This window comes from Mucilaginibacter lutimaris (genome assembly GCF_042676625.1).
Lineage (GTDB): Bacteria > Bacteroidota > Bacteroidia > Sphingobacteriales > Sphingobacteriaceae > Mucilaginibacter > Mucilaginibacter lutimaris.
The window spans coordinates 1,619,078-1,643,099 of sequence record NZ_JBHTIA010000003.1 but is presented as its reverse complement, the minus strand read 5'-3'; the positions used below and the strand labels follow the sequence as shown (position 1 = coordinate 1,643,099).

The 24,022-nt window shown below is 43.1% G+C and carries 25 protein-coding genes; 13 read left to right on the top strand and 12 right to left on the bottom strand.

All coding sequences use genetic code 11. The annotated features are described in order from the left end of the window. Positions 1-129 precede the first annotated feature (129 nt). Both ACFQZI_RS08280 and ACFQZI_RS08275 read right to left on the bottom strand, forming a co-directional pair. Entirely contained in the window at positions 130-2,493 is a 2,364-nt protein-coding gene (locus tag ACFQZI_RS08280) for an endonuclease MutS2 (RefSeq protein WP_377140965.1), read from the bottom strand. Further along, positions 2,493-2,864 (bottom strand): DUF4296 domain-containing protein, encoded by a 372-nt coding sequence (locus ACFQZI_RS08275; RefSeq protein WP_377140962.1) that lies wholly within the window; start codon positions 2,862-2,864, stop codon positions 2,493-2,495. The genes ACFQZI_RS08280 and ACFQZI_RS08275 overlap by 1 nt, the downstream gene beginning before the upstream one ends. Positions 2,865-2,907: 43 nt before the next feature. Here ACFQZI_RS08275 and ACFQZI_RS08270 point away from each other — a divergent pair, with 43 nt between their 5' ends. From ACFQZI_RS08270 to ACFQZI_RS08255, 4 genes are all read left to right on the top strand, one after another. Next, positions 2,908-3,588, top strand: coding sequence for a YggS family pyridoxal phosphate-dependent enzyme (locus ACFQZI_RS08270; protein ID WP_377140959.1), 681 nt, complete (start codon positions 2,908-2,910; stop codon positions 3,586-3,588). 65 nt (positions 3,589-3,653) lie between these two features. Beyond that, positions 3,654-4,127: a GNAT family N-acetyltransferase gene (locus tag ACFQZI_RS08265; RefSeq protein ID WP_377140956.1), complete on the top strand. Its 474-nt coding sequence runs from the start codon at positions 3,654-3,656 to the stop codon at positions 4,125-4,127. 3 nt (positions 4,128-4,130) lie between these two features. After that, complete coding sequence (locus tag ACFQZI_RS08260) at positions 4,131-4,946, top strand: DUF3298 and DUF4163 domain-containing protein (protein WP_377140953.1); 816 nt, start codon at positions 4,131-4,133, stop codon at positions 4,944-4,946. Then, on the top strand, positions 4,933-6,189 hold the full coding sequence (locus tag ACFQZI_RS08255; RefSeq protein ID WP_377140950.1) for an aspartate kinase: 1,257 nt from the start codon (positions 4,933-4,935) through the stop codon (positions 6,187-6,189). Before ACFQZI_RS08260 ends, ACFQZI_RS08255 begins: the two co-directional genes overlap by 14 nt. A gap of 4 nt (positions 6,190-6,193) precedes the next feature. Here ACFQZI_RS08255 and ACFQZI_RS08250 read toward each other — a convergent pair whose 3' ends face one another. The 5 genes from ACFQZI_RS08250 to ACFQZI_RS08230 all read right to left on the bottom strand — a co-directional run bounded on the left by ACFQZI_RS08250 (position 6,194) and on the right by ACFQZI_RS08230 (position 10,470). Next, complete coding sequence (locus ACFQZI_RS08250; protein WP_377140947.1) at positions 6,194-6,898, bottom strand: DUF92 domain-containing protein; 705 nt, start codon at positions 6,896-6,898, stop codon at positions 6,194-6,196. A gap of 108 nt (positions 6,899-7,006) precedes the next feature. Then, the gene (locus ACFQZI_RS08245) at positions 7,007-7,183 is read right to left on the bottom strand and encodes a hypothetical protein (protein WP_377140944.1); all 177 of its coding nucleotides are present in this window, start codon (positions 7,181-7,183) and stop codon (positions 7,007-7,009) included. Between the two features lie 131 nt (positions 7,184-7,314). Continuing rightward, positions 7,315-7,668, bottom strand: a complete 354-nt coding sequence (locus ACFQZI_RS08240; RefSeq protein WP_377140941.1) for a DUF6686 family protein — start codon at positions 7,666-7,668, stop codon at positions 7,315-7,317. 68 nt (positions 7,669-7,736) lie between these two features. Next, entirely contained in the window at positions 7,737-8,351 is a 615-nt protein-coding gene (locus tag ACFQZI_RS08235; RefSeq protein ID WP_377140938.1) for an HmuY family protein, read from the bottom strand. A 28-nt stretch (positions 8,352-8,379) separates the two neighbouring features. After that, positions 8,380-10,470: a TonB-dependent receptor plug domain-containing protein gene (locus ACFQZI_RS08230; protein WP_377140935.1), complete on the bottom strand. Its 2,091-nt coding sequence runs from the start codon at positions 10,468-10,470 to the stop codon at positions 8,380-8,382. Positions 10,471-10,566: 96 nt separating this feature from the next. Here ACFQZI_RS08230 and ACFQZI_RS08225 point away from each other — a divergent pair, with 96 nt between their 5' ends. The 3 genes from ACFQZI_RS08225 (at position 10,567) to ACFQZI_RS08215 (ending at position 13,196) form a co-directional block, all read left to right on the top strand. Further along, positions 10,567-11,535, top strand: a complete 969-nt coding sequence (locus ACFQZI_RS08225) for an AraC family transcriptional regulator (protein WP_377140932.1) — start codon at positions 10,567-10,569, stop codon at positions 11,533-11,535. Positions 11,536-11,569: 34 nt separating this feature from the next. Beyond that, entirely contained in the window at positions 11,570-12,046 is a 477-nt protein-coding gene (locus ACFQZI_RS08220) for a DUF4112 domain-containing protein (protein WP_377140929.1), read from the top strand. Between the two features lie 310 nt (positions 12,047-12,356). Beyond that, positions 12,357-13,196, top strand: coding sequence for an MBL fold metallo-hydrolase (locus ACFQZI_RS08215; protein WP_377140926.1), 840 nt, complete (start codon positions 12,357-12,359; stop codon positions 13,194-13,196). Positions 13,197-13,226: 30 nt separating this feature from the next. Here the strand turns inward: ACFQZI_RS08215 and ACFQZI_RS08210 are convergent, their stop codons facing one another. After that, positions 13,227-13,430, bottom strand: coding sequence for a helix-turn-helix domain-containing protein (locus ACFQZI_RS08210; protein ID WP_377140923.1), 204 nt, complete (start codon positions 13,428-13,430; stop codon positions 13,227-13,229). Between the two features lie 2 nt (positions 13,431-13,432). Then, entirely contained in the window at positions 13,433-14,077 is a 645-nt protein-coding gene (locus ACFQZI_RS08205) for a DUF2975 domain-containing protein (protein WP_377140920.1), read from the bottom strand. Positions 14,078-14,293: 216 nt separating this feature from the next. On the opposite strand from ACFQZI_RS08205, the gene ACFQZI_RS08200 reads away from it, so the two are divergent. The 6 genes from ACFQZI_RS08200 to smc all read left to right on the top strand — a co-directional run bounded on the left by ACFQZI_RS08200 (position 14,294) and on the right by smc (position 21,398). Then, a complete protein-coding gene (locus ACFQZI_RS08200; protein ID WP_129875191.1) occupies positions 14,294-15,154 on the top strand; it encodes a sigma-70 family RNA polymerase sigma factor in 861 nt (286 codons plus the stop codon). A gap of 62 nt (positions 15,155-15,216) precedes the next feature. Next, a complete protein-coding gene (gene nfi / locus ACFQZI_RS08195; RefSeq protein ID WP_377140916.1) occupies positions 15,217-15,921 on the top strand; it encodes a deoxyribonuclease V in 705 nt (234 codons plus the stop codon). Between the two features lie 15 nt (positions 15,922-15,936). Next, the gene (locus tag ACFQZI_RS08190) at positions 15,937-16,278 is read left to right on the top strand and encodes a hypothetical protein (protein ID WP_377140913.1); all 342 of its coding nucleotides are present in this window, start codon (positions 15,937-15,939) and stop codon (positions 16,276-16,278) included. After that, a complete protein-coding gene (locus ACFQZI_RS08185; RefSeq protein WP_377140910.1) occupies positions 16,256-16,912 on the top strand; it encodes an ATP-binding cassette domain-containing protein in 657 nt (218 codons plus the stop codon). Before ACFQZI_RS08190 ends, ACFQZI_RS08185 begins: the two co-directional genes overlap by 23 nt. An 8-nt stretch (positions 16,913-16,920) precedes the next feature. Beyond that, complete coding sequence (locus ACFQZI_RS08180) at positions 16,921-17,715, top strand: PhzF family phenazine biosynthesis protein (protein WP_377140907.1); 795 nt, start codon at positions 16,921-16,923, stop codon at positions 17,713-17,715. Between the two features lie 140 nt (positions 17,716-17,855). After that, positions 17,856-21,398 (top strand): chromosome segregation protein SMC, encoded by a 3,543-nt coding sequence (smc, locus tag ACFQZI_RS08175; protein ID WP_377140904.1) that lies wholly within the window; start codon positions 17,856-17,858, stop codon positions 21,396-21,398. A 71-nt stretch (positions 21,399-21,469) separates the two neighbouring features. Here smc and ACFQZI_RS08170 read toward each other — a convergent pair whose 3' ends face one another. The 3 genes from ACFQZI_RS08170 to ACFQZI_RS08160 are packed head-to-tail and all read right to left on the bottom strand — an operon-like array spanning position 21,470 to position 24,022. Continuing rightward, on the bottom strand, positions 21,470-23,068 hold the full coding sequence (locus ACFQZI_RS08170) for a S41 family peptidase (protein ID WP_377140901.1): 1,599 nt from the start codon (positions 23,066-23,068) through the stop codon (positions 21,470-21,472). Between the two features lie 59 nt (positions 23,069-23,127). After that, a complete protein-coding gene (locus ACFQZI_RS08165) occupies positions 23,128-23,745 on the bottom strand; it encodes an HAD family hydrolase (protein ID WP_377140898.1) in 618 nt (205 codons plus the stop codon). Continuing rightward, entirely contained in the window at positions 23,726-24,022 is a 297-nt protein-coding gene (locus ACFQZI_RS08160) for a hypothetical protein (RefSeq protein WP_377140895.1), read from the bottom strand. Before ACFQZI_RS08160 ends, ACFQZI_RS08165 begins: the two co-directional genes overlap by 20 nt.

Here is a 24,022-nt window from a genome sequence, read left to right as displayed (position 1 = left end):
TATTGGTGCGTAGGGTTCCCCTCTCGAGAGGAGCAAGGGGTGTATTCTTCATTTCGCATAACACACCCCTGCCACTACACATTCCAACCACGCCCCTCTCAAGAGGGGAACTTTTATATTTAAACCTCGTTATCTTAAATATACATAAGTTATCCCATCTCCGCCCCTGTCGGGGTGTTCGTCCTCCATTCTATCTACCTGGTCATATTTTTTCAGGTACTGGCGAATCATCTTTCGCAGGATACCGTCGCCTTTGCCATGAATGATCTTTAGCGTACCAAAGCCCATCATCAACGCCCTGTCGAACAGTTTTTCAATCGCGAATAAGGCATCTTCGGTACGCTGTCCGCGTACATCAATCTCGGGACTAAAGCTGGCTATATCGCTTGTTTGGCTAACCGTGTTGCGCCTGGCCTCTTTGGGTATGGTTGATTTGGCTACTTTTTCTAATCTCTTTCTTTTTACAACAGTGCGCAGTTCGCCCATGGCAATCACCACATTTTCTTTTATCAGTTCCAGTATCTGGCCGGTGGTATCGCCGTCGATCAGTTTTACCCAATCGCCTACTTTTAGCTCTTCGTCGGCAGCGGCTTTTTGCTTTGGAACTTCGGTTTTAACTGTATTCTTCTTAACCTCGTTATTCAGGTTTTCGCGCAGGTTGCGGGTAACTTCTTTATCGGCATTGCTGCTTTTTATCTCGGCTATGGTATTTTCAACAAGTTTATTCGCGTTAAGGATGATGTTCTTTGCTTCCTGTTTGGCTTCCTTCAGCAACGCTTTACGGTTCTCATCCAAAAAGCTTTTCAGCTCTTCGTTTTCGGCAAGCAGGGTGTTTACCCGGCGCTGCTGTTTATCAAGCTTTAACTTAGTGTCAAATATCTCTTTCTTCTCGCGTTCCAGGTCTACCAATAAGCTATCCACCTTTTTTTGCCCGGCGCTTATCTTGTTTTTGGCCAGGTTAAGTACATTTTGCGGCAGGCCTATCTTTTGGGCTATCTCAAAGGCGTAAGAGCTGCCGGGCTTGCCAACCTCCAGCATATACATGGGCAGCATTTCGGTATTGTTAAACAGCATCGAAGCATTTTCGATCCCCTCGGTGTTACTGGCAAAAATTTTAAGGTTGGAGTAGTGCGTGGTAACCATCCCCCTCACCTTTTTATGATTAAGCGCTTCCAGTACAGCCTCGGCTATGGGGCCACCAAACTGCGGGTCGGTACCGGTACCAAACTCATCTATCAGTATCATGGTTTTGCCGTTGGCATCTTCCACAAACTTTTTCATTTTTGATAGGTGCGCGCTATAAGTACTCAGGTCGCTTTCTATCGACTGGTCATCACCAATGTCAACAAAAAGTTGTTTAAACACGCCTACGGTGCTATCTGCACTGGCCGGTATCAGCAAGCCTGCCTGTACCATCATTTGCAGCAGGCCAACGGTTTTCATACAAACGGATTTACCGCCCGCGTTAGGGCCCGATACCACAATCACACGGGTGGCCTCATCAATACCCACATTTAGCGGCACCACGGTTTTACGCTCTTTTTTAAAGCTGAGGTACAGAAGCGGATGGCGGGCATTTATTAGCCTCAGCTTTGCTTCATTAACCACCTTTGGCATTTCGGCCTCAATATCTATGGCAAACAATGCCTTGGCACGCACAAAATCCAACTTGGTAAGCAGGCCATGGTACGATAGCAAGAGCGGCACATAAGGCCTTAATTCATCTGTTAAAGCGGTCAATATCTTGATGATCTCGCGGCGGCGGTCAAACTCCAGGTCGCGGATGCGGTTATTGAGCGAGAAAACCTCTTCAGGCTCCATATAAACGGTTTGGCCCGATGCCGATTCGTCATGTATAAACCCTTTAAGCTTCCGCTTATTCTCTGCAAGCAGCGGGATACAGATACGGCCATCCCGCACGGTTAACGAGCCATCGGCTGTCCATCCATTTCCCGTAGCGGTTTTAAATATCTGGTCTATTTTTTTACGGGCTTCCTGCTCGGCCTTGGTAATACCCGATGTGATCTCCATCAGTTCGCGCGAGGCGTTATGGCGGATCTTCCCTTTTGGATCGATAATGGCGTCGATCTTTTTCAGGATAGCTTTCTCTATGGGCAGGTGCTCAAACAAAGCCTCAAGGTTTGGGTAAACACCGGTACGCTCATTAAAATAAGCTATCACCGCGAAAACCGTGGTGAGTGAAGCCTGTACCTGAAAAAATTCATCTTCGGACAGGAAGGAACCTTCTATACGGGCTTTGTTAGCCAGCGATTTAATATCATAAAAATTATTGATGGGCAGCGCGGCATCATTTTGCAGGATGTTCTTAAACTCGTTGGCCTGGTTCAGGAATTTGGCTATCAGGTCGTAATTGCTCATTACCTGTATCTTATCTACCATCTCCTGCCCCATAACACTCAGGCAATGCGCCTTTATCAGTTGTTTTACTTCGGTAAAGCCAAGTTTATCCGCACTGTTTTGTGGGTATAGCATTATTGAACGGGCTTTAAAGGTGTGCGCGACGCCTTATTTGTAGAATCTATTTTGGCTTTTATAATGGCATCTATCTTTACGTACATATCCTGCACCTGGTCTGGGTGGGTTGAGTAATATTTAAAGCTCTTTTTAAATTCGGCATCTGTGGTGTGGTGCTTTTTAAACACGGCATCGTACTTGGCACGGCCATATTTGTACAAACTATCGGGCATTTGGGGCACAACGTAGAGCGCACCATCGGTTAAGTGCAGGTCAGTTAGCAGGCTTATCATTTGCTGCTCCGGTATAACATCCCTGGGTACCTCTTTACTTTCGCAGGCGGTAAGGCAAATCAAACCCAAAAAAAACAAGCTTATATATTTTTGCATTCTGTAATTTAGCGGCGTTTATAAAAAACAAAATTACGTATAAATGAGCATTGCAGATAATATCAAAAGCTTAAAAAAAGAAACCGGAGAAATAAATGTGCAGTTGCTGGCTGTGTCTAAAACCAAACCGGTAGAAGACCTGCAGCAGGCATACGATGCCGGCCAGCGCCTGTTTGGCGAAAACACCGTGCAAGAGATGGTTGATAAGCAGGAGCAACTGCCTAAAGATATTGAGTGGCACCTTATAGGGCACCTGCAAAGCAATAAGGTTAAGTACATTGCGTCATTTGTAAGTATGATACAATCTGTAGACAGCATGAAGCTACTGCAGGAAATAAACAAGCATGCCCAAAAGAATAACCGCGTAATAGATTGCTTGCTGCAAATTTATATTGCCGACGAGGAAACCAAGTTCGGCTTGGGATTTGACGAAGCCATAGAGCTTTTGCGCAGCGAAGAATTTGCGGCTTTAAAAAACATCCGCATATGCGGGCTAATGGGTATTGCCACCAATACCGACAGCGAAAAACAGATAAAGGAAGAATACTACGAACTGAAGACCTTTTTTGATGGAATTAAAGTTAGCTTCTTCCGCAAGGAGGAGTCCTTTGATACGCTATCGATGGGCATGTCGGCAGATTACAAAATAGCTATTGAACAAGGCAGCAACCTGGTGCGGCTGGGCAGCACCATTTTTGGCAGCAGGGTAATAAAGACTGTCTGAATCAAAATTCACAGAATTAAAGAATTAACAGGATTGAGTTATCAAATTCAATTATCTAATAACCAATGACAAATAATTTCAATATCCGCGTTGCTGTTAAGGCAGATTGCCCGCGCCTGATGGAGCTGGTGAAAGAACTTGCCCTTTTTGAACGCGCGCCCGAAGAGGTTACGGTTACTTTGGAGGCATTTGAGGAGGCCGGTTTTGGGCCTAAACCTGTATGGAAGGCTTTTGTAGTAGAAAGCGACGGTTTGATAGTGGGTTTCGCGGTGTATTACATCCGCTACTCTACCTGGAAAGGTAGCCGTTTGTATTTGGAGGACCTGATCGTAACGGAAGAATACCGTGGCAGAGGCATTGGTAAATTGTTATTTGACAGGCTTTTTCAGGAAGTGCGCGAACTGGGCTTTAGCGGTATGGTTTGGCAAGTGCTCGACTGGAACGAACCCGCCATTAAATTTTACGAAAAATATGGCGCGAACATTGAAGCAGGTTGGTTAAACGCATCGCTATCTAAAGAACAGATAGCAAACTTATAGCTTATGAAAATTACATCCATCCTGCTTTTAGCCGTACTTGGCCTTAGTTCGTGCAAATGGGGCTCATCTCCAAATATTGATAAAGACGGCATTTTTAGGGATACGGTTACTTATACGTACCAAACTATACATGAACGCGCCGCGGATTGCGGCACCAAGCCGGATAGCACCTGTACCGTTGCAGATATCAAATACCCTGTGTTTAAAGACAAAGCGGTGTTGAACGACACCATAAAGCATAAATTATTAAACACCTTTATGCTTGGCGAGAAAGCGGACACGGGTTTAAAGGCCATGGCCACAAACTTTATTAAATCGTACAGGGATTTTAAAAAGGATGACCCAAAATCTGAAATGTATTACACACTGGAGAGTTACGCGAAAGTTATAGGTCAGGATTCGGCATTAATAACACTCGAATACGGGGGCTATGCCTACCAGGGTGGCGCACATGGCAGCAGCTTTACAGGTTTTATAAACTGGGATGGCAAAACCAACAAGCCTGTTGCCCTTGATGACATTTTAATAGACGGCTACAAACCTGAACTAAATAAAATAGCCGAGCGCATTTTTAGGAAGAATGAAAAGCTAACGCCAACCGCACCGCTTGACAATTACTTTTTTGAGAATAACAAATTTGCATTGAACGAGAATTATTTGATAACGCCTGTTGGGTTAAGGTTCATGTACAACCAGTACGAAATTAAACCATATGCGGCCGGCCAAACCGAATTAATCATCCCCTATTCAGAAATTTCTAAACTCATGCGGCCAAAATCTGTCGCTTCACAATATTTAAATAAAAATGCTGGTATTTAAGTTCGGCGGTGCATCGGTTAAGGATGCGAAAGGTGTTATTAATTTAGGCAACGTTGTTAAAAGTTACTCGGGGAATCAAATACTGGTTGTGGTATCGGCCATGGGTAAAACTACCAATGCGCTGGAACGATTAACTAATGCCTATTTTAATGGTGATGATGATATGCACCAGATCTTTGAAGAGATCAGAGAGTATCATTACCACATCGCGCACGAACTGTTTGGCGAAAACCACCCGGTGTTTGATGATATTGCCAATACCTTTGTAGAGATTGACTGGGCCATAGAAGATGAACCGCATGACAGCTTCGACTTTATTTACGACCAAATCGTATCCATCGGCGAACTGGTTTCTACCCGCATTGTGAACGCCTGGTTTAACCATACCGGCATAACCAGCAAATGGCTTGACGTACGTGGATACATTCATACCGATAACACCTACCGCGAAGGTGTGGTAGACTGGGACAAAACACGCTCGGCTATCCAAAAGGATATTCCCGCCATGTTAAGCAATGGCGTTATTGTTACTCAGGGCTTCCTGGGCGGAACGTCAGAAAATTTCACCACAACGCTTGGCCGCGAAGGGTCTGATTACACGGCATCTATTATAGCGGCCTGCCTTGGTGCGGAATCAGTTACCACCTGGAAAGATGTACCCGGCATACTAAACGCCGACCCAAAGCATTTTGCCGACACCATTAAGTTTGATGAATTAAGCTACCAGGAAGCCATAGAGATGACCTACTATGGCGCGAGTGTTATCCACCCAAAAACAATAAAACCTTTACAAAACGCCCGCATACCATTACTGGTTAAACCTTTTACCGACCCAACCGCCGCCGGAACACAGATAAAGGAAGGCGCGGTTAATAGGTTTGATAAACCAGTAATTATTGTAAAGCAAAACCAGGTACTGCTTTCTATTTCGGCTAATGATTATTCTTTTATATCCGAAAGCCATTTGAGCGAGATATTTGGATGGTTTGCCAATTACCATGTTAAGGTTAACATGATGCAAACATCGGCGCTGAGCTTTACTGCTTGTATTGATTATGCCGCCGATAAATTTGAAAAGCTTTTACAAACGTTAAAAGCCTCGTTTAAAGTAAAATATAATGACGAGCTTACACTGATAACGCTTAGGCATTATACCAATGCCGCTGTTGAGGAAGTTACGGCAGGCAAAATTGTTTTAATGAAACAAACCAGCAGGAACACAGCGCAGGTTGTATTGAAATAAACAATTATAAGTATATTAATATACAACAAGTTATCAGCGCGCAAACGCCATTTAAAAAGTTCACTTCGTTGTTGTTTAAATGGCCGCGCCTTTCCAGCGTTGCGCCCAAAACAGAATCAGCGAGGTTACCTGTTGTTCCGGCCATGATTATACCGAAGAATATAGTGTTAAGCCCCAAATTGAAGGCGAATACAAGCGCGATGATAACAGAACCGGCCAATCCTATCATTGTGCCCTCTAAACTTATTACCCCATCCCTTCCCTTTTCGCCCGGATGGAAATTTATAATATTGTAAAACCGTTTCCCGTAAACCGTACCCAGTTCTGCCGATAATGTATCGGCCGTTGCAGATGCGAAAGCCGCTGCTATAAGTATGGTTGCCAATAAAGCATTACCGGGAAATATAAAAGCTGATAAGCCCAATATAGCCGGCAAACCACCATTGGCCAGCACCTGTCGGGCATCGCGCTTTTCGGAATGTTCTTCGGTAAATATTCGCTTCTCTTTTTTTTTGTGGGCTGTTGCCAGTGTAGAGAGCAGAAAAAATATAGCCAGCATAGCAATGCCTGTGAAACCCGTACCCAGATAGATGAGCAGGGCCACTAACCCACCCGTTACAGCACCGGCCAGCGTAAGCTTACCAGTTTTATAACTGGCAAAGCAGGCAGCTATCAGGATAATGGTAAAAATAATATGGGGTATCGGCATATATTCAAACTTAACAAAATTGGTGATCGTAAGCGATAGCAAATAATTCCAAATAAAAACGCCCTTTAGTTTTTGACTAAGGGCGTTTTGTGGGTATTAATTAAAATATTAGTGTTGACTGCCGTGTTTACGGTTGCTATCGCGGTTTGATGTTTGATCGGAGCGCTGGCCGCCGCCATTGCTTATACCCTTTTGTTTTTGTGCTTCCTTAGCATCTACATATGCGCGGTCGGCGGTTGATGTTCCTTGTCCGGTTACGTTGTTTTTTGTTTCCTGGGTTTTCATAACAGATCTATTTAAGTTTACAATTAGGCCTTGCGGCCAACTGTTATAACTATGCAACAACCATACCATTTGGCGGTTTCAAGTTGCCTTATGCAAAATGAGCGTAGAGCTATCTGCAAAACCGCCTATTGCTATCTGCTAATTGTCAACTCGTTATATACTTCTAACAGATACATACTCTCCAGCATGCCGGCGTTAAAATCTTCCCACTCGGCTTGGGTAAACACAAAGTTAATATCGCGGTTTGGCGTGCAAAGTACCAGGCGCTCACTTCCATCCGGGAACGGGAAACTCCTGTCCTCAAAATTCATATCCTGCGTAAAGTTATGGAAAGCTATAAGCTGGTCGGGCGTAAAACAAAGCATCAAATTTTGATGCCATATGTTTAACATCCCGCATTCGGCACAGTGACTTATCACTGTTTGTCCTTTTTGGGTGAGTATCCTGGTTTCGCACATAGGTGTAGTGTAAGTTAGTGCCTGCATGCCCGTGGCTAACGCTCTAAAAACCACGGGCAAAAACAGGGCTTATTATCTTAATTATTCATTTTCTGTTATTCTAAAGTTGTACTGCCATTTGCCTGATAAGCAAACCTAAAGGTATAATACCTCGACGCGGGCCTCGTAGCCAGATCGGCAAAGGTTGGCGTGGTAGTATCCGGATTGCCTTTATAATAGCTTTTCATTTCCAGTTTAGCGTATTTTCCATCACTGGTTTTGATCACGATGATCTTACCCGGGGTAGCCAAGATAGCGTGTTGTGGAGCGGTCTCTGCAGTATAGGTATACCAGCCGGTTATAGCGTTTGCACCTGTAGCGTCGGTTTTATAACCATCGACCGGGGCTGTTTTTAAGTCGGCAAAGGTGCTGTTAACTACCTGTGCCTGGGTTGTGCCCGTGCCGGATGTACCACCATTTACAAAAATGCTTGTCGCGGTGAATTTTATGTCCCATTTATTGCTGGTGATGTCGGCTCCGGTAACTTCGGCGTTTTGGCTAAGGCTGTAATAAACATCGCGGCCAACGCCATTCAAGTCGGTAACGGAATTAACGCTTATGGTAACAGGCTTAACCGGTTCCGGTGTGTTGCCTTTATCTTTTGAACAAGAGGTTACCAATAAAGCAGCGCTGCTAAATAATACTAATGCAAGGGTTTTAAATTTATTCATGTTGTTTGTTTAAGTGTGTATATGATTTTTATTGTTTATTAAAATTGTAAGTGATGCCCGCATACACCAATGTGCCCGGCAGGTTGCTTATAGCGCCCGGATTTTTATAATTGCCGAGGTTATCGCCGGTTACCTGTAAACGTAATTGGTTGTTCAGGAATAGTTTTGACACCGATGCATTAAGCAGCACATAGCCTTTTACATATTCATCATTGCGGTTTACAATGCCATTGCCATCAACATCAGAGAAACCGTACCTGCCGCGATAAATAGCACGTACCGACATGGTAATGCCCGTTCTATCGTCCTGGTAAGCAATACGGGCGTTGGCCATGTATTTAGACCGGTTAAGTAAACCACCATACTGGCTTTTTTTAACCTTAATAGTTTCGCGCGTGGCTTGGTCGGTGCCAAACACCTGCCCTGCTTTAATTTTATCCAACACGTTTTGGTCATAAGCTTCCAGGTACTGCATACCGCCGGCTACCGTCCAGCGTTTCAAAAAACTGAAGCTTACATCCGTTTCTACCCCTTGCGTGTAAACTTTTTGCAGGTTGAGGTATGAAAATACCGATTGCCCGTTTGTTTTGATGGCGATGGGTTCAGAATCTATCAGGTCGCGGATGTTGTTGCGGAACGCGTTAACCGTCCACATCAAACCGTTTATGGGGCGGTAGCGGTAGCCGAAGTTGTAGGCGGTAGAACTTTCTGCTTTGAGGGCATTTAAACTGGCGGGATTTATTAGGATACTTTGAATTTGGTTTTGATCCTGTAGTTTCTGCATTTCAAGGGCTGCCTCCTCGGTGCCAAATACACTGTAGCCTACTACCGCATTGGTAAAGTTTAAATATAGCTGCCTAAAATCCGGGGCTTTATAGCCTTTGCCTGTTGATGCCAGTATCACAAACTTTTCGCTTAATTGATAGCTGGCAGCCAGCTTAGGGCTAAACTGCGAACGGTAAACACTGTGCGTATCAAAACGGCCGCCACCAATAATGTTCAGTTGTTTGAAGGGTGTCCAATCTGCCTGGCCGTATAAGTAGCCGGATTGAAAAGTTTTTTTATTGTTATAGCGGGTAGCCACAACACTTTCGTTTTGGCCTCCAATACCTCCTGTAAACCTAAGGCTGTTAATGATCTTATAATCGCCCTGTAATTCGGCACGATTAAACTTCTGATTAAAAAATGTTTCGTCGTAAACAGAGCCGTCGGCGTTATTGGTTAGCAAAGATTTTGTGCTGTAACCTGCATGGTAAAGCCTTGCATCGCCTTTAAATTTGTTTGAGAATTTATGCGTTAACCCGGCAGATATATTCAGATCTTTTTCGGTTCCGTCTCCGGTTACACGTTCATTATCTACCAAAAAATTATTGTCCGCGGTATTAGTGTAATCCCGTACCTGTACATTAAAGTTTGTTGCATCACTAAATTTATAACCCAACCGACCGTTAAAAGTGTAGCCTATAAAAGGCGATACCGTTGGACTGCCGGATTGTGGCACAAGCGTATAGCCGCCGCTACTATAACGGTTTACAAAGCCCGATAGCGATAGCTTATTTGTAGCGAAACCGCCGTTTAAAGATATATCGGCGTTTTTGTTAGTACCGTATCTGGCGGCAATACTACCCGAGCCACCCCATTGTGGCGTGGCCGATATCATATTGATAACCCCGGCCATGGCCTCGCTCCCGTAAAGCGAGGATACCGGGCCTTTAACTATTTCTATCTTATCGATATCGTTGGTTGTAATTCGGGTTAGGTCGAGGATGCCCGTGGTACGACCTATGAGCGGCATACCATCCAGCATGATCATAGTATAATCAGGGCTGAAACCTTGTATTTGTATGCCCTGTCCGTGTGCATCAGGCAACACACTTAACCCGGTCTGCTCGTTCAGGATCTCATTAAGCCTGACCATGCCGCGGTTTTTAATATCTTTATTACTGATAGTGGTTACCGGCATTGGCAATTGCATGAGGTTGCGGGCAGTACGTGTAGCAGTAACCACCACTTCTTTTAGCTTTTTGGATTTAAATGTATCTACAGATAATGTATCTACTTGCTGAGCCTGCGTAGCTAATGTGGTAAAGACAAAAAAGCAGATAACGAAATACTTCATTTATTTAGACTAATTAAAAATAATCATGCAAATTTGCTTTATCTTATGTTGTATGGTTAACGCCAAACGGATTTAAAACAACGCCAAACGGATTTTATGCACATTACTTTTAGCTCTCAGGCATCATTAACAAAAACAATAGAACTTATTTACCCTGCGGAGTTTATGGGAACAGGCAGCTTCGACGAGCGTTGCACAACCCTGAATGAAAATTGGGGTACATTCAGTATTAACGAGTTATGGTTTGATGGCATGTGTATTTGCCTTACTACTGCAAAACCTAAATTGCCCTACAACGTAAATTTCAACTGCGGCAATTTTTGCTGGATAATGAATTTTGTATTGAATGGAGACATAAACTTATGGTTTGATGGTACAAGAAAGTTATTATTTAAACAAGGTATGCATCATACATTTTTTGTATCTGCACTTAACACCAACCTGGTATTTGAAAACCAGGCGAGTTTATTAACCATTTGCCTCACCCGTAAATTTATAAGCAAACTAATTGGTAAAGAGCTGCTAACAAACAGGCTAGATACAAATGCAACAAAAACGTTTACAACAGTTGCCACCGGCGACTACCGGCACACGCGGCTGCAAGCCATTGTTAAAGAAATAATTGAAGCGTCGCAAACAGGGCATATTAAAAGAATTTTCCTGGAGTCGAGAATATTAGAAATATTATCGCTGCAACTGCAACAGGCCGAAAGCAGGAGAGCAATACCCAGCGGCTTTAGTCGCGAAGATATTGCCCGGCTGGAGGAAGCCAGGGCATACATTACTCAGAACCTACAAACGCCATGCTCGCTTATTGAACTGGCCCGCAAAACCGGCCTTAACGATTTCAAACTTAAAAAGGGTTTTAAATCATTATTTGGCAATACGGTTTTTGGTTATTTGTATGACGTACGTATGGGTACTGCCTACAACCTATTACAAAATGGTAAAAGTGTAAGCGAAGTAGCCGAACTAATAGGTTATAAGAACCCTCATCATTTTACCGCTGCATTTAAAAAGAAGTTTGGTTTTTTGCCCAGCCAAGTAAATAAACTGCGTGTTTAAAACAAATACCGCGTTCGTTTATTCCATATACAACATGGATAGATCTAAACAGGTTGTGCTTAGCGGCCAGCTTAAATGGGTAGAGCGGATAGCATCTGTAATGGATGATAAATTTAAGGTACCGGGCACCAACTTTCGTTTTGGGCTCGACCCTATCCTTAACCTAATCCCTTTCGCGGGAGATGTATCAGGCTTCATCGTATCGGCAGCGTTGCTTTATGTAATGGCAAAAAATGGTGTAAGCCGTAAGGTACTTATCCTTATGGCTATCAACATAAGCATCGATACTATTGTGGGTGCCATTCCCTTGTTGGGGCAGATCTCCGATTTTTACATTAAAGCCAACACCCGCAACATTAAACTGCTTAAAGAACATTACCAGGAAGGCAGGCATGCTGGCAACGGCAATGGTATCATCGCCATTTTGTTGATCATATTGTTTACAGTGATGGCAGCGGTAGTATACCTGGGCTATGTGCTGTTGCGCTGGCTATTTACCCAAGGTAGCTGATTGTTTACAACTTTTGGCCAGCGGTCATCAGTTTAAATTTGGTATTACGATTAAAGAACCTGGCATTGAGGCCGCGGCCGATTCTATAGCCTTAAGCCCCAATTTAATACGCAGCTCAATAAATTATTCAGGGCCGGAACGTTCAGCGTTTTGGCAAAGTAAACCATGTTTATCAGAAACGCTTAAAATAACGGTGAGGAAAGATCACCGGGAAAACTAAATTCGGCTTTTGAATAGTTTAGTGGCCCTCTATAAAAAACTCCGTTACCTCTGTGTTTAAATAAACGGTGAAATTTCTACCTTCACATCCATGAAGCTACATACTATTGACACCGGCTTTTTTAAATTGGATGGCGGCGCCATGTTTGGCGTTGTACCAAAATCCATCTGGCAAAAAACTAACCCGGCCGACGAGAAAAACCTGTGCACCTGGGCTATGCGCTGCCTGCTGGTTGAAGATGGGGACCGGCTGATATTAATAGATACCGGTATTGGCGATAAGCAGGACGAGAAATTCTTTAGTCATTATTATTTACATGGCGATGCCACAATAGACAGCTCATTAGCCGCTAAGGGCTTTCACCGCGACGATATAACCGATGTATTTTTAACACACCTGCATTTTGACCATGTTGGTGGCGCGGTTAAGCGTGACGGAGATAGGCTGCTACCGGCATTTAAAAATGCCACCTACTGGAGCAACCCGCAACACTGGGATTGGGCCGTAAACCCCAACGACCGCGAGAAAGCATCTTTCTTAAAAGATAACATACTACCTATACAGGAAAGCGGGCAGCTCAACTTTATTGATGCCGAAAATGGTATAAGCTTCACAGATGACATTAGTATAAAATTTGCTTACGGCCATACCGATGCCATGATGTTGCCACTTATAAACTATAAAGGCAAACAGGTTTTATATATGGCAGATCTGCTGCCGTCTGTTGGCCACCTGCCATTGCCTTATGTAATGGCTTATGATATGTTTCCGCTTAAAACACTTCAGGAACGTAAAGTTTACTGGAACGAAGCTGTAGATAAAGAATACATACTATACCTGGAACACGACCCTATAAACGAATGCTGCACCCTGCAACAAACCGAAAAAGGCATTAAGGTGAAAGATGTTTTCAGATTAGATGAGTTGTAATATTTCCACCTAATCTCTAATCGCTATCCTCTAATCCCTAAACTCCAGTATATCTCCCGGCTGACAATCTAAAGCCTTACAAATGGCTTCAAGTGTTTCTATACGTATGGCTTTGGCCTTACCGGTTTTCAGGATAGACAGGTTAGAAATGGTAATGCCAACTTTGTCGCTAAGTTCGTTAAGCGACATTTTGCGCCTTGCCATCATTACATCAAGGTTAATTATTATGGGCATGGCTATATAGTTAACTCCTGTTCTTCTTTAAGTTTGCTGCCTTGCGCAAAAGCTTCTGCAATAACAAATACAAATATGGCGCAAAGTACCGCTCCGTAGTTAAATGATAAAGTATTCACTACTTTTAAAGGTGGGTGTATCAGCTTAAGTTGTTTTATATAATAACTCCAATCGTAAATAAAGCCGGTGATAGTATAAGCCAGTATGTTAAATCCTATTTTCCTGATAAGACGTATACATGTTATGTCAAACATGTGTTGATTATAAATATTAGCTATCACTTTGTTAATATGATAAGCTGTATATCCTAATAAATTGATGATCAGCATCCCAGAAAGTACTTGTATAGTTTTGATCCACTCAGGCGCTTGAATATTAGGGTTAGTAAGCCTCACATGCGCGCTAACACTTATATCGCGTAAAAGATAATCGTTTCCAACTCTTAACGTGTCTCGCTTAACGCCTTGTATGATATTTCCATCCAAGGTGCTTATAAGAGCAGGCCCGGCCGGGGCAGTATCCGTTGCATTATTATAATCATTAAAGCCATCAATGGCACCTCTGTATAATTCAGGGGCATAATTTTGAATAAAGTATAGCGTAAATGCTATATAAACTAAAATTTGTAAGGTCTTGATTTTTTTCATACTAAATTTTTATAGTACAAATAAACAATATGTTTATTACAAATCAAAATTTATTTATCGAATTTCAATAAATATTCATTAAAAAACATTTAACTTTTTTATTAAAACTATTTTGATACTAATCCCATTTCTTAGTCAAATAATACTACTTTTAGAAACAAATTTGTAGCTTTGCACGTTCAATTCTAAATTAAAGAATAGAGGTTAATTAAATAAATGAGACAACTCAAAATAACTCAATCAATTACCAACCGTGAGTCGCAATCTCTCGACAAATATCTTCACGAAATTGGTAAAGTTGACCTAATAACTGCCGAAGAAGAAGTAATCTTAGCTCAAAAAATAAGAGAAGGCGACCAGGCTGCTTTGGAGCGTTTAACCAAAACGAATTTACGTTTTGTGGTATCGGTTGCTAAACAATATCAAAACCAGGGGCTTACCCTTGGCGACCTTATTAATGAAGGTAACCTTGGCCTTATTAAAGCAGCCAAACGTTTTGATGAAACCAAGGGCTTCAAATTTATATCATACGCCGTTTGGTGGATCCGTCAGTCGATATTACAGGCTATTGCCGAGCAAAGCCGTATTGTACGTTTGCCATTAAACCAGGTAGGTTCGTTAAGTAAAATAAGCAAGGCATTTTCAAAACTCGAGCAGGAATACGAACGTGAGCCCTCTCCCGAAGAGCTTGCCGACATGCTTGAAACCACCGTAGACAAAATATCTGATACACTAAGCAACAGCGGCCGCCATGTATCTATGGACGCGCCGTTTGTACAGGGTGAAGAAAACACATTACTGGACGTACTGGAAAACCAGGAGCCAAATACCGACTCTATCCTGATCAATGAATCGTTATCTGAAGAGATCAAACGTTCGCTATCTACCCTAACCGAGCGTGAGCGCGAGATCATTGTATTGTTCTTTGGCCTGGGCAGTAACCATCCGTTGTCGCTCGAGGAAATTGGCGAAAAATTTAATTTAACCCGCGAACGTGTACGCCAGATAAAAGATAAAGCCTTACAAAGGTTACGCCACACATCGCGTAGCAAGATCCTAAAATCGTATTTGGGATAAACCTTTGTTAAAAGACTAAGCCCCCGTTTAAACAAGCGGGGGCTTTTTTGTGTTATAAGGTTATGGATCCATCAGGCTATGAACACTTATCTCCTGCCGAAGCTATTGCTTACCAGGAAGAGTTACGCCATAAAATACAGATCCAGGAATTGACCACACCTATTAAGACCATTGCAGGTGCGGATATTTCCTTCGATAAAGATTCAGACATTTTATATGCCGGTATTGTTGTATTTAAGTATCCCGAGATGACGCTTATAGGCACATCAACGGCTATATCTCATACATCGTTCCCGTATATTTCGGGCTTACTGGCCTTTAGGGAAGTACCCGCATTATTTAACGCATGGAACAATTTATATACCAAGCCCGACCTGCTGGTGCTCGACGGACAGGGAATTGCCCACGAACGCCGTATGGGTATTGCCACGCACTTTGGCTTGCTTACCAATGTGCCAACCATTGGCAGCGCCAAAAGCCGCTTATATGGCAAGTTTGAAGAGCCTGCCGACAAGGCATTTGCGCAAAGCCCCATGTACGATAAAGGCGAACTGATAGGTGTTGCATTACGCAGCAAAGAACACTGCAACCCAATTTACATTTCACCGGGGCACAATATCAGCATGCAACAAAGCGTTGATGTGATAAAAAATTGTATTCGCGGCTACCGCATACCTGAACCTACCAGGCAGGCGCATTACTTAGTTAATAAGATAAGGATAGAGAACGGAGAAAGTAAAACTAAGCAGCTGGGATTGTTTGACTGATCGCTTAAACCTTACATGCCTGATATTCGCAGTTTAATAAAATATTTTTACCTGCCCATACTGCCCTGGAACATAGGTTTTAGTATAAGCGCGGTATTTTACATTGTTGCGTACGGCCCGCGTGTAAGCGGCTTTATGCTGTTTTGGAAAGCAGCGGGTTATGCTTCAACCATATTTTTACAAAGCTATACGGCTAAAAATACTTACATGTTTTACCGCAACGCGGGCTACAGTATTAAACGGATGTATGCTTATGCTTTTGCGTTCGATATGGCGATATTCATCTTGATGCTGATAATACTGTTCACCACTCTTCACTTTTTACCCCCTTACCATGCACACATTAAAAGCCGATAGTATCGAACTGGCTTTTGACGGCCGCAAAATATTGCGTGATGTGCACCTTACCTGCCAACAGGGCGAGGTAATTGGACTATTAGGGCGTAACGGTTGCGGTAAATCATCTTTACTTAAGATCATTTTTGGCACATTGCAGGCCTCGCATCGGTATGTAAGTGTTGATGACCGGTTTATACATAAAGGCTATCATTATAACCGCATAGCTTATTTGCCGCAACACAACTACCTGCCGGGTGGTATTGTAATAGAAAAGCTTGCCCGGCATATTGTTGACCCCATATCATGGGATGATTTCACCGAGCTCCCATCCTATCAACGCAGCTTTAATAAAAAAGCAGGCGAGCTATCAGGCGGCGAATTACGCCAGCTGGAAACCATGATGATCATACACAGCAGGGCCGATTTTATTTTGCTGGATGAGCCCTTTACCCACATCTCCCCCATACAGGCCGATGAATTTAAACCTGTAATTCGTGCATGTGCCGGGCGCAAGGGCATTATAGTAACCGACCATCAGTATTACAATATTTTAGAGGTGAGCGATAAAGTAATTTTATTGAGCGATGGCATAACAAAACACATTACTAATAACGATGAATTGGTTACATACGGCTATCTTAGCGGTAAATAACTACCATTATGACTATCCCTATCTATCAGGCTGATGCCTTTACCGATAAATTGTTTGGCGGCAACCCCGCTGCCGTTTGTCCGCTGGATGAGTGGCTGCCCGATGCCACCATGCAAAAGATAGCACTGGAAAATAACCTTGCCGAAACCGCATTTTTTGTAAAAAATGAAAACGGCTACCTGCTGCGCTGGTTCACGCCCGAACTGGAAATAGATCTTTGCGGCCATGCCACCTTGGCATCGGCACATATTTTATTTACGGAGTTAGGTTATGAGGGTGATACTATCTGTTTTGATACCGTTAAAGCCGGTACGCTGGTAGTAAAATGGGATGGCGATAAGTATTCGATGGATTTCCCGTCGAGGCCACCGTTCGCAGCTGATCTGCCTGAAGGATTGGTGGCTGTACTTGGCGGCAAAGCGCCGAAAGAAGTTTTACGCAACAGAGATTATGTATTGATTTATGATAACGAAGAAGATATTACCGGCATGACGCCGGATCATTCGGCATTAGCTAAAATAAACACGCTTGGTGTTATTGTAACAGCACCGGGTAAGCATGTTGATTTTGTGTCGAGATTTTTTGCCCCTGCGGCAGGTGTTCCCGAAGATCCTGTTACGGGTTCGGCGCATTGTAACCTGATACCTTATTGGGCAGGCAAGCTTGGCAAAAACACACTTCACGCCTACCAGGTAAGCGCCCGCCACGGCGAACTCTGGTGCGAATTAAAAGGCGACCGGGTGGTAATGGCCGGTAAGGCGGTGACTTATTTGAAGGGGGAGATTTACATCCCGGCGTCGTAACTTTTCCACATTGGGTGTTATTAACTCGCTTATAAATACCTCTTTAAAATATGTTAACAAGACGTATCTTTCGGGTTCAATTGCTACGAGGGTAAACTAAAAACCGCCGCCCAACAAACGTTTGCAATTACAGATAACGGATGCAGCTTACCAAATTAGAAATCAAGGGCTTTAAGAGCTTTGGCGATAAGATCACCATTAATTTTAATGAGGGTGTTACCGCCATTGTGGGCCCTAATGGCTGTGGTAAAAGCAACGTGGTCGATTCTATTCGCTGGGTGTTGGGCGAGCAGAGTACACGTGCACTGCGGTCGGAGAAAATGGATAACATTATTTTCAACGGAACCAAAAGCCGCAAAGCAGCCAACCTGGCCGAGGTATCGCTAACTTTTGATAATACTAAAAACGTACTCCCTACAGATTTTTCGCAGGTCACGCTTACACGCCGCCTTTATCGAACCGGCGAAAGCGAATACCGCCTTAACGATGTACAGTGCCGTCTGAAAGACATTACCGACCTCTTCCTTGATACGGGTATAGGCTCCGACTCATACGCCATTATCGAGCTGAAGATGATCGACGAGATCATCAATAACAAAGAAGGCTCGCGGCGTAATTTGTTTGAAGAGGCATCGGGGATCTCTAAATATAAACTTCGGAAGAAACAAACATTCAGCAAGTTAAAGGATACCGAAGCTGACCTGGAGCGTGTTGAAGACCTGCTTTTCGAGATTGAGAAGAACTTAAAAACGCTGGAGAACCAGGCAAAAAAAACCGAGCGTTATTATAAGCTGCGCGACCAGTATAAGGTGCTAAGTATCTCGCTGGCATCTTTTAGGATCGCTAATTTCAGCAAATCGCTGGCTGAGATTGAGGAAAAAGAGCAGATGCAGCGCGAGCAGAAGTCAGGCATCGCTGCACAGATAGACAAACTGGAAGCTGCCCTGCAGCAAAACAAACTGGACAGCCTTACCCGCGAGAAAAATCTTGCAGCGCAGCAAAAAGCCAGTAACGAGTTTACGGCAAAGATCCGCGCTTATGAAAGCGAAAAGCGTGTAAAGAACGAACAGCTAAAAAATCAGCAGGATAAAGAGTCGCGTTTAAAAGATGAGTTGGAGCGCGACAATAACCAATTTAAACACGTACAATACAACATAAAACGCCTTAACGAGGAGAAATTGCAGGAAGATGAAAACCTGCAAAGCATTACCTCTCGTGTGGCTGAATTAAAAGTAGCCGTTGATGAACTCCGCGCCCGGCAAGCAGAGGCCCGCAATGAGCTAAACGAACTAAACAGCATTAACGGCCGCCTGCAAAACCAGGTTTACAAAGCTGAAAAGGATATTGACATCCTGAACATACAACAACAAGCCCTTGAGCAGGAAAGCCAGCGCAATATGGAGGATGCCTCCAACAAAGAGGCCGAGCTCTCGCACTTTAACACGGTAGTTGCTGAATTGGAAGTCCGTGTTGAAACCCTAAAAAGAAATTACGACCAGGCTGTCGAGGCGGAAAATAAATTACAGGAACAGGTTGCCGAAACGGAAACTGAACTCAAGACAGTTACTGATAGCATCGCGGCCGATAGCCGTAAACTTGACGCTAAGCAAAACGAATATAACCTTACCAAAAGTTTGGTTGATAATTTAGAAGGTTTCCCCGAGAGTATCCGCTTCCTGAAGAAGAACACTGAGTGGGCTAAAACGGTTACCCTGTTCAGCGATATTTTATTTTGTAAGGAAGAATACCGCGTGGCGATAGAAAACTACCTGGAGCCGCTAATGAACCACTACGTAGTTAATACATACAACGAAGCAATAGCTGCCATTAACCTGCTAAGTAATTCGTCAAAGGGACGCGCGCAGTTCTTTATTCTTGATAATTATGAGGATATAAAACCGGTAGATAAAACGTTTGTTGACGATGCCTCAATGCCTGCCCTATCTGTTGTAGAGGTTGAAGAACGATATAAACCGCTTTGCAATCACCTGCTAAAGGATGTTTACCTGGTGAATGATGCTACCGAGCAAGACATTAACGCCATGCAACTGCCGGATGTCGTTGTGTTGATTGGCAAAAGCGGTAAGTTTAATAAATCCAAATATACCATGGCTGGGGGCTCGGTAGGTTTATTTGAGGGTAAACGTATTGGCAGGGCGAAAAACTTAGATAACCTGCTGAAAGATATAAAGCAGGCCGAAAGCCGTATCCATAATTTTAAAAATAAAAGCGAAGAACTGCAAAGCAGGCTAACTGCGCTTAAGGCATCCTATAAAACCAACGAATTACGCCAACAGCAATACGAGCTTAACCAGGTAAATACCGAACTGATAACCGTTAAAACCAAACAGGAACAATACCAGGCATTCATCGAAAACAGCCTAAACCGCAAGCAGGATATCGCCAATAAGATAGCGGGCATAAAAAACGATATTCTTACGCTTGGGCCGCAATTGCTGGAGTTAAAAGAACAAAAGCAGGCCCAATCCGAACTTATGCTGGAAAAGCAGCAGGCCTTTAACGAACTGAACGAGATGGTTACGGTGCAGTCAAACACCTACAACCAAGAGAATATCCGCTTCCATCAGCAGCAAAACAAAGTTTCGGGTTTGTTGAAAGACCTTGATTACCGCGAAACACAATTGGAGCACCTGGATGTACGCATCCGCCAAAACACTATTGAGTTAGAAAAGGCAAAAGCCGCCATTTTAGAAAACCTGCAGCAAACCGGCGATAGCGACGAAAGCCTGCTGAAAATGTATGAGCAGAAGGAAGCCCTTGAAAAAGGCACGGCAGAAGCTGAACAGGAATACTACGCCTGGCGCGCTACTATTACCGAAAGTGAGAATGAAGTATTAAAGCTCCGCCAGCGTAAAGACCAAACCGAGGCTTTGGAGAACGAATTGAAAGATGAACGCAATAGCCTTAAACTGGAGCTTAACGCCCTGCGAGAACGCCTGTCTGTAGAGTTTAACGTAGATATTAACGATCTGCTGGAGATCGATAATACCGAAGACGGTGATGAGGATGAGATCCGCGAGAAAACGGAAAAGATGAAACGCCAGCTGGATGATTTTGGCGCCATAAACCCTATGGCGGTTGAAGCCTACAACGAAATGAGCGAACGCCATGCTTTTATACAAGGGCAAAAGAAAGACCTGGCCGAGGCTAAGGCATCGTTATTGGCAACTATACAGGAGATAGATGATACGGCGAAAGAGAAATTCATGTCGGCATTTATAATGGTGCGCGAGAATTTCATTAAGGTATTCCGTTCGTTATTTAATGAGGAAGACTCCTGCGATTTGATCCTAAGCAACCCGGACGCGCCTTTGGAATCAGAAATAGATATCATTGCAAGGCCAAAGGGTAAGCGCCCGCTCTCCATCAATCAATTATCAGGAGGTGAAAAAACCTTAACGGCTACGGCTATTCTGTTCTCGCTCTACCTGCTCAAGCCTGCCCCATTCTGTATTTTTGATGAGGTAGATGCCCCGCTGGATGATACCAATATCGATAAGTTCAATAACATCATCCGTAAATTTTCTACGGAATCGCAATTCATCATCATTTCGCATAATAAGCGCACTATTGCCTGTACCGATATTATTTACGGTGTAACTATGGTAGAGCAAGGTATATCAAGGGTAGTACCTGTAGACCTGCGCGAGCTGGCGGATTAAGTGGCGTAACAGGCATAAAAAGCGAAGGCCCCAAAAGATATGTTTGAGGCCTTCGCTTTTTTTATAAATACTTATTTATGACTTGCATGATTGTTTTTATAGATCATACCCCTAAATATTTTACCTTCAGTCTCTATCCCTACTTTACGAGATTGTTCAATTGCGTTTACGCTTGATTCGCCCAAGCCTTGCACAGCTTGTGTAGACGTTGGGAAACCGCCACTTTGCAAATATTTAATGGCAAGTCCGAAAAGTTTCTCAGTTGGGTCGCCAAAATCCTTGGTGACATCATCAGACGCCAGTTTACCAGGGTATTTAGCAGTACCAGGGGTCATACCTGTATAGTAGCCACCATTGCCACCGTTGGGCGCGCTGTTTTTGGTTTCGAACTGCGGGATGTACATCTCGTATTTATTAATATCGATATCAAAGAAACCAACTGGTTTGCCATAAGTGGTGGTACCAATAAGGTTCACATTAAGCTGCGATATGGGCAACAGGTTATTAATGGTAAGCTCGCTGGCAGATGCGGTTGAGCCCGTTACTATAAAGAATACGTGATTTAAGTTAAGTGATGTAGGTATACCATCTTTAGAGAACGGAACGGTATTGCCTGCAACAGAGTAATCAAAATCAAAATAAGTATACGGCTTTTGGGTATCAGGGTCTTTACGTACCTGGTTTTTCAATAGTGTAGCCTTACGGTCAACCATGGTTTGGTTAAAGTAGTAGCTAAACATAGTGCCACTTGTTTTAGAGGCCGGGGCAATAAGGTTACTTAAATACTCGGCAGTAGAAACATAACCACCACCATTGTAACGTAAGTCTACAACCAGGTCGGTAACACCCGCTGCCGCAAATTTGGCAAATGCTTCGTTAAGTTTGGGCCTCGCGTTGGCATCAGATGTAAAGCTGTTAAAGACAAAATAGCCTACTTTTTTCCCATTACCGGCATCAACCACAGTAGTGTTTAAAACAGGGTTAACATTGTAAGTAGCAGTAGACATGGTTACGTTAAATGTTGTGAGATCCGGCTTTTTAAGTGTTAAAGTAATATTTGAGGAATTAGTGTAAGCGTTTATCAGGAAATTAACGTTTGTGCCGCCGTCGTATTTTAATCCGTCACCGGTACGGCCATTTATAGCTGTAATTTGATATCCTCGTTTTAACCCTGCAACATCAGCAGGTGACCCTGGGTAAACATATTTGACTCTTATATCAGTTGTGTTGTTGATATCGCCTATCCAAACCGGTGCAAATCCAAAATCGCCCTTTACTCCATTGAGTTCGCCGGATACGCTCCCGTCATCAATAAAGGAATATTTGGCGTATCCCGGTGCCGGTGCATAATATTCGTAAGGTTTGTTATCGTTTTCAGGATTTTTACTATACTGTGTCAAAGCGTCAATCTCTGTTTGCAAAGCATCAAGGTCGTTTGCACCACTAAAAGAGCGTGGCTTAAATGCCGCGTAGGTTGGCAAACTGGTGTTCCAGTAATATACCTGCTGCGCGTATAAAAACACCGAATCTTTGATCAGATCAAGCGTAGAGCCGGTTTTAGACGGTTGGTCGGTACCACCGGTATTATCGGGCGTAATTTTTTTGTCCTTAGAGCAAGAAGCAAATACTATTGTTGCCGATAGTATTATTAGGTAAAATAATTTCCTCATAGTTTAATTAATTATATCGGAGTAACGGTGTTATTATTATAATATTATCTAAAGTGTAACTATATTATTTCTGCAGCACATATATGGTCGATTCCGCAAGCTTCTGCGCATAACCTATCTGTTTCAGAGCCTTCTATCATGATCAGGTCGCGCCTTTCTAAATTATGTTCTTTCATTAATAAATGTAGTACATCCGGCTCGGGCTTTGGTAAGCTTTCATCGGCAAAATAACATGTTAAATAAGGTTCTAATCCGTGCCCCTCTACCTGCCGCATCTTATTAAGTTGTTGCTGTGGGTTGCCATTTGTAACTATAAATAGCTTTTTACGATCGGTAACAACATCCTGCATAAAGCTAAGCATATTTTTAAACAACAACAATTTTAAAGGCAGGCGCGATGTTAACAACATTATCTCCAGTTTATCGCGGTACTTTTCTTCTATTTTAAGCTGGCTAACCAATTCGTTATAAACTTCGCCCGGCCCTTTCTTGTTATACGTATCTATCATTAACTCGGTTGTCCTGGCCGCGCTATTTAATTCGGTATATTCCAAAAGGTTGGCAAACAAATAATAAATTTGATAGTAATAATCTTTGGCAGGATAAAGCACATCGTCAAGCTCAAATACAAAAGCCTTTTTACGCGGGTCTATATTGTTATAGTTTATGCTGGCCATCTATAATACTGATGTTATATTCATTAAAAAGCTGTTGAGATAATAACAGCACATCTAATTCCTGCTGGTTTAATAAATAAATAGCTTCAAAGCCATTATCTAAACTCAGGGTAAGCATTTCATGCGCATAGGTATCGCTTGCGGGATTGGGCAGTTTAATTATCCCCATAAATGATGGAAAGTCGTTGAAATCGCCTAACACAACATCATTATCAGCAAGTGTGGCTTTAAGCTTATGTGCCCGGGAAGAAGTGGCAGAAGTAATAAGTACTTTCAA

Bases quoted from the DNA above. Each gene is read 5' to 3' on its own strand.
- ACFQZI_RS08185 (WP_377140910.1), top strand. From the start codon at position 16,256: ATGCACACATTAAAAGCCGATAGTATCGAACTGGCTTTTGACGGCCGC.
- ACFQZI_RS08180 (WP_377140907.1), top strand. From the start codon at position 16,921: ATGACTATCCCTATCTATCAGGCTGATGCCTTTACCGATAAATTGTTT.
- ACFQZI_RS08275 (WP_377140962.1), bottom strand. From the start codon at position 2,864: ATGCAAAAATATATAAGCTTGTTTTTTTTGGGTTTGATTTGCCTTACC.
- ACFQZI_RS08225 (WP_377140932.1), top strand. From the start codon at position 10,567: ATGCACATTACTTTTAGCTCTCAGGCATCATTAACAAAAACAATAGAA.
- smc (WP_377140904.1), top strand. From the start codon at position 17,856: ATGCAGCTTACCAAATTAGAAATCAAGGGCTTTAAGAGCTTTGGCGAT.
- ACFQZI_RS08215 (WP_377140926.1), top strand. From the start codon at position 12,357: ATGAAGCTACATACTATTGACACCGGCTTTTTTAAATTGGATGGCGGC.
- ACFQZI_RS08270 (WP_377140959.1), top strand. From the start codon at position 2,908: ATGAGCATTGCAGATAATATCAAAAGCTTAAAAAAAGAAACCGGAGAA.
- nfi (WP_377140916.1), top strand. From the start codon at position 15,217: ATGGATCCATCAGGCTATGAACACTTATCTCCTGCCGAAGCTATTGCT.
- ACFQZI_RS08235 (WP_377140938.1), bottom strand. From the start codon at position 8,351: ATGAATAAATTTAAAACCCTTGCATTAGTATTATTTAGCAGCGCTGCT.
- ACFQZI_RS08170 (WP_377140901.1), bottom strand. From the start codon at position 23,068: ATGAGGAAATTATTTTACCTAATAATACTATCGGCAACAATAGTATTT.
- ACFQZI_RS08165 (WP_377140898.1), bottom strand. From the start codon at position 23,745: ATGGCCAGCATAAACTATAACAATATAGACCCGCGTAAAAAGGCTTTT.
- ACFQZI_RS08250 (WP_377140947.1), bottom strand. From the start codon at position 6,898: ATGCCGATACCCCATATTATTTTTACCATTATCCTGATAGCTGCCTGC.
- ACFQZI_RS08260 (WP_377140953.1), top strand. From the start codon at position 4,131: ATGAAAATTACATCCATCCTGCTTTTAGCCGTACTTGGCCTTAGTTCG.
- ACFQZI_RS08245 (WP_377140944.1), bottom strand. From the start codon at position 7,183: ATGAAAACCCAGGAAACAAAAAACAACGTAACCGGACAAGGAACATCA.
- ACFQZI_RS08255 (WP_377140950.1), top strand. From the start codon at position 4,933: ATGCTGGTATTTAAGTTCGGCGGTGCATCGGTTAAGGATGCGAAAGGT.
- ACFQZI_RS08220 (WP_377140929.1), top strand. From the start codon at position 11,570: ATGGATAGATCTAAACAGGTTGTGCTTAGCGGCCAGCTTAAATGGGTA.
- ACFQZI_RS08190 (WP_377140913.1), top strand. From the start codon at position 15,937: ATGCCTGATATTCGCAGTTTAATAAAATATTTTTACCTGCCCATACTG.
- ACFQZI_RS08230 (WP_377140935.1), bottom strand. From the start codon at position 10,470: ATGAAGTATTTCGTTATCTGCTTTTTTGTCTTTACCACATTAGCTACG.
- ACFQZI_RS08200 (WP_129875191.1), top strand. From the start codon at position 14,294: ATGAGACAACTCAAAATAACTCAATCAATTACCAACCGTGAGTCGCAA.
- ACFQZI_RS08280 (WP_377140965.1), bottom strand. From the start codon at position 2,493: ATGCTATACCCACAAAACAGTGCGGATAAACTTGGCTTTACCGAAGTA.
- ACFQZI_RS08265 (WP_377140956.1), top strand. From the start codon at position 3,654: ATGACAAATAATTTCAATATCCGCGTTGCTGTTAAGGCAGATTGCCCG.
- ACFQZI_RS08210 (WP_377140923.1), bottom strand. From the start codon at position 13,430: ATGCCCATAATAATTAACCTTGATGTAATGATGGCAAGGCGCAAAATG.
- ACFQZI_RS08205 (WP_377140920.1), bottom strand. From the start codon at position 14,077: ATGAAAAAAATCAAGACCTTACAAATTTTAGTTTATATAGCATTTACG.
- ACFQZI_RS08240 (WP_377140941.1), bottom strand. From the start codon at position 7,668: ATGCAGGCACTAACTTACACTACACCTATGTGCGAAACCAGGATACTC.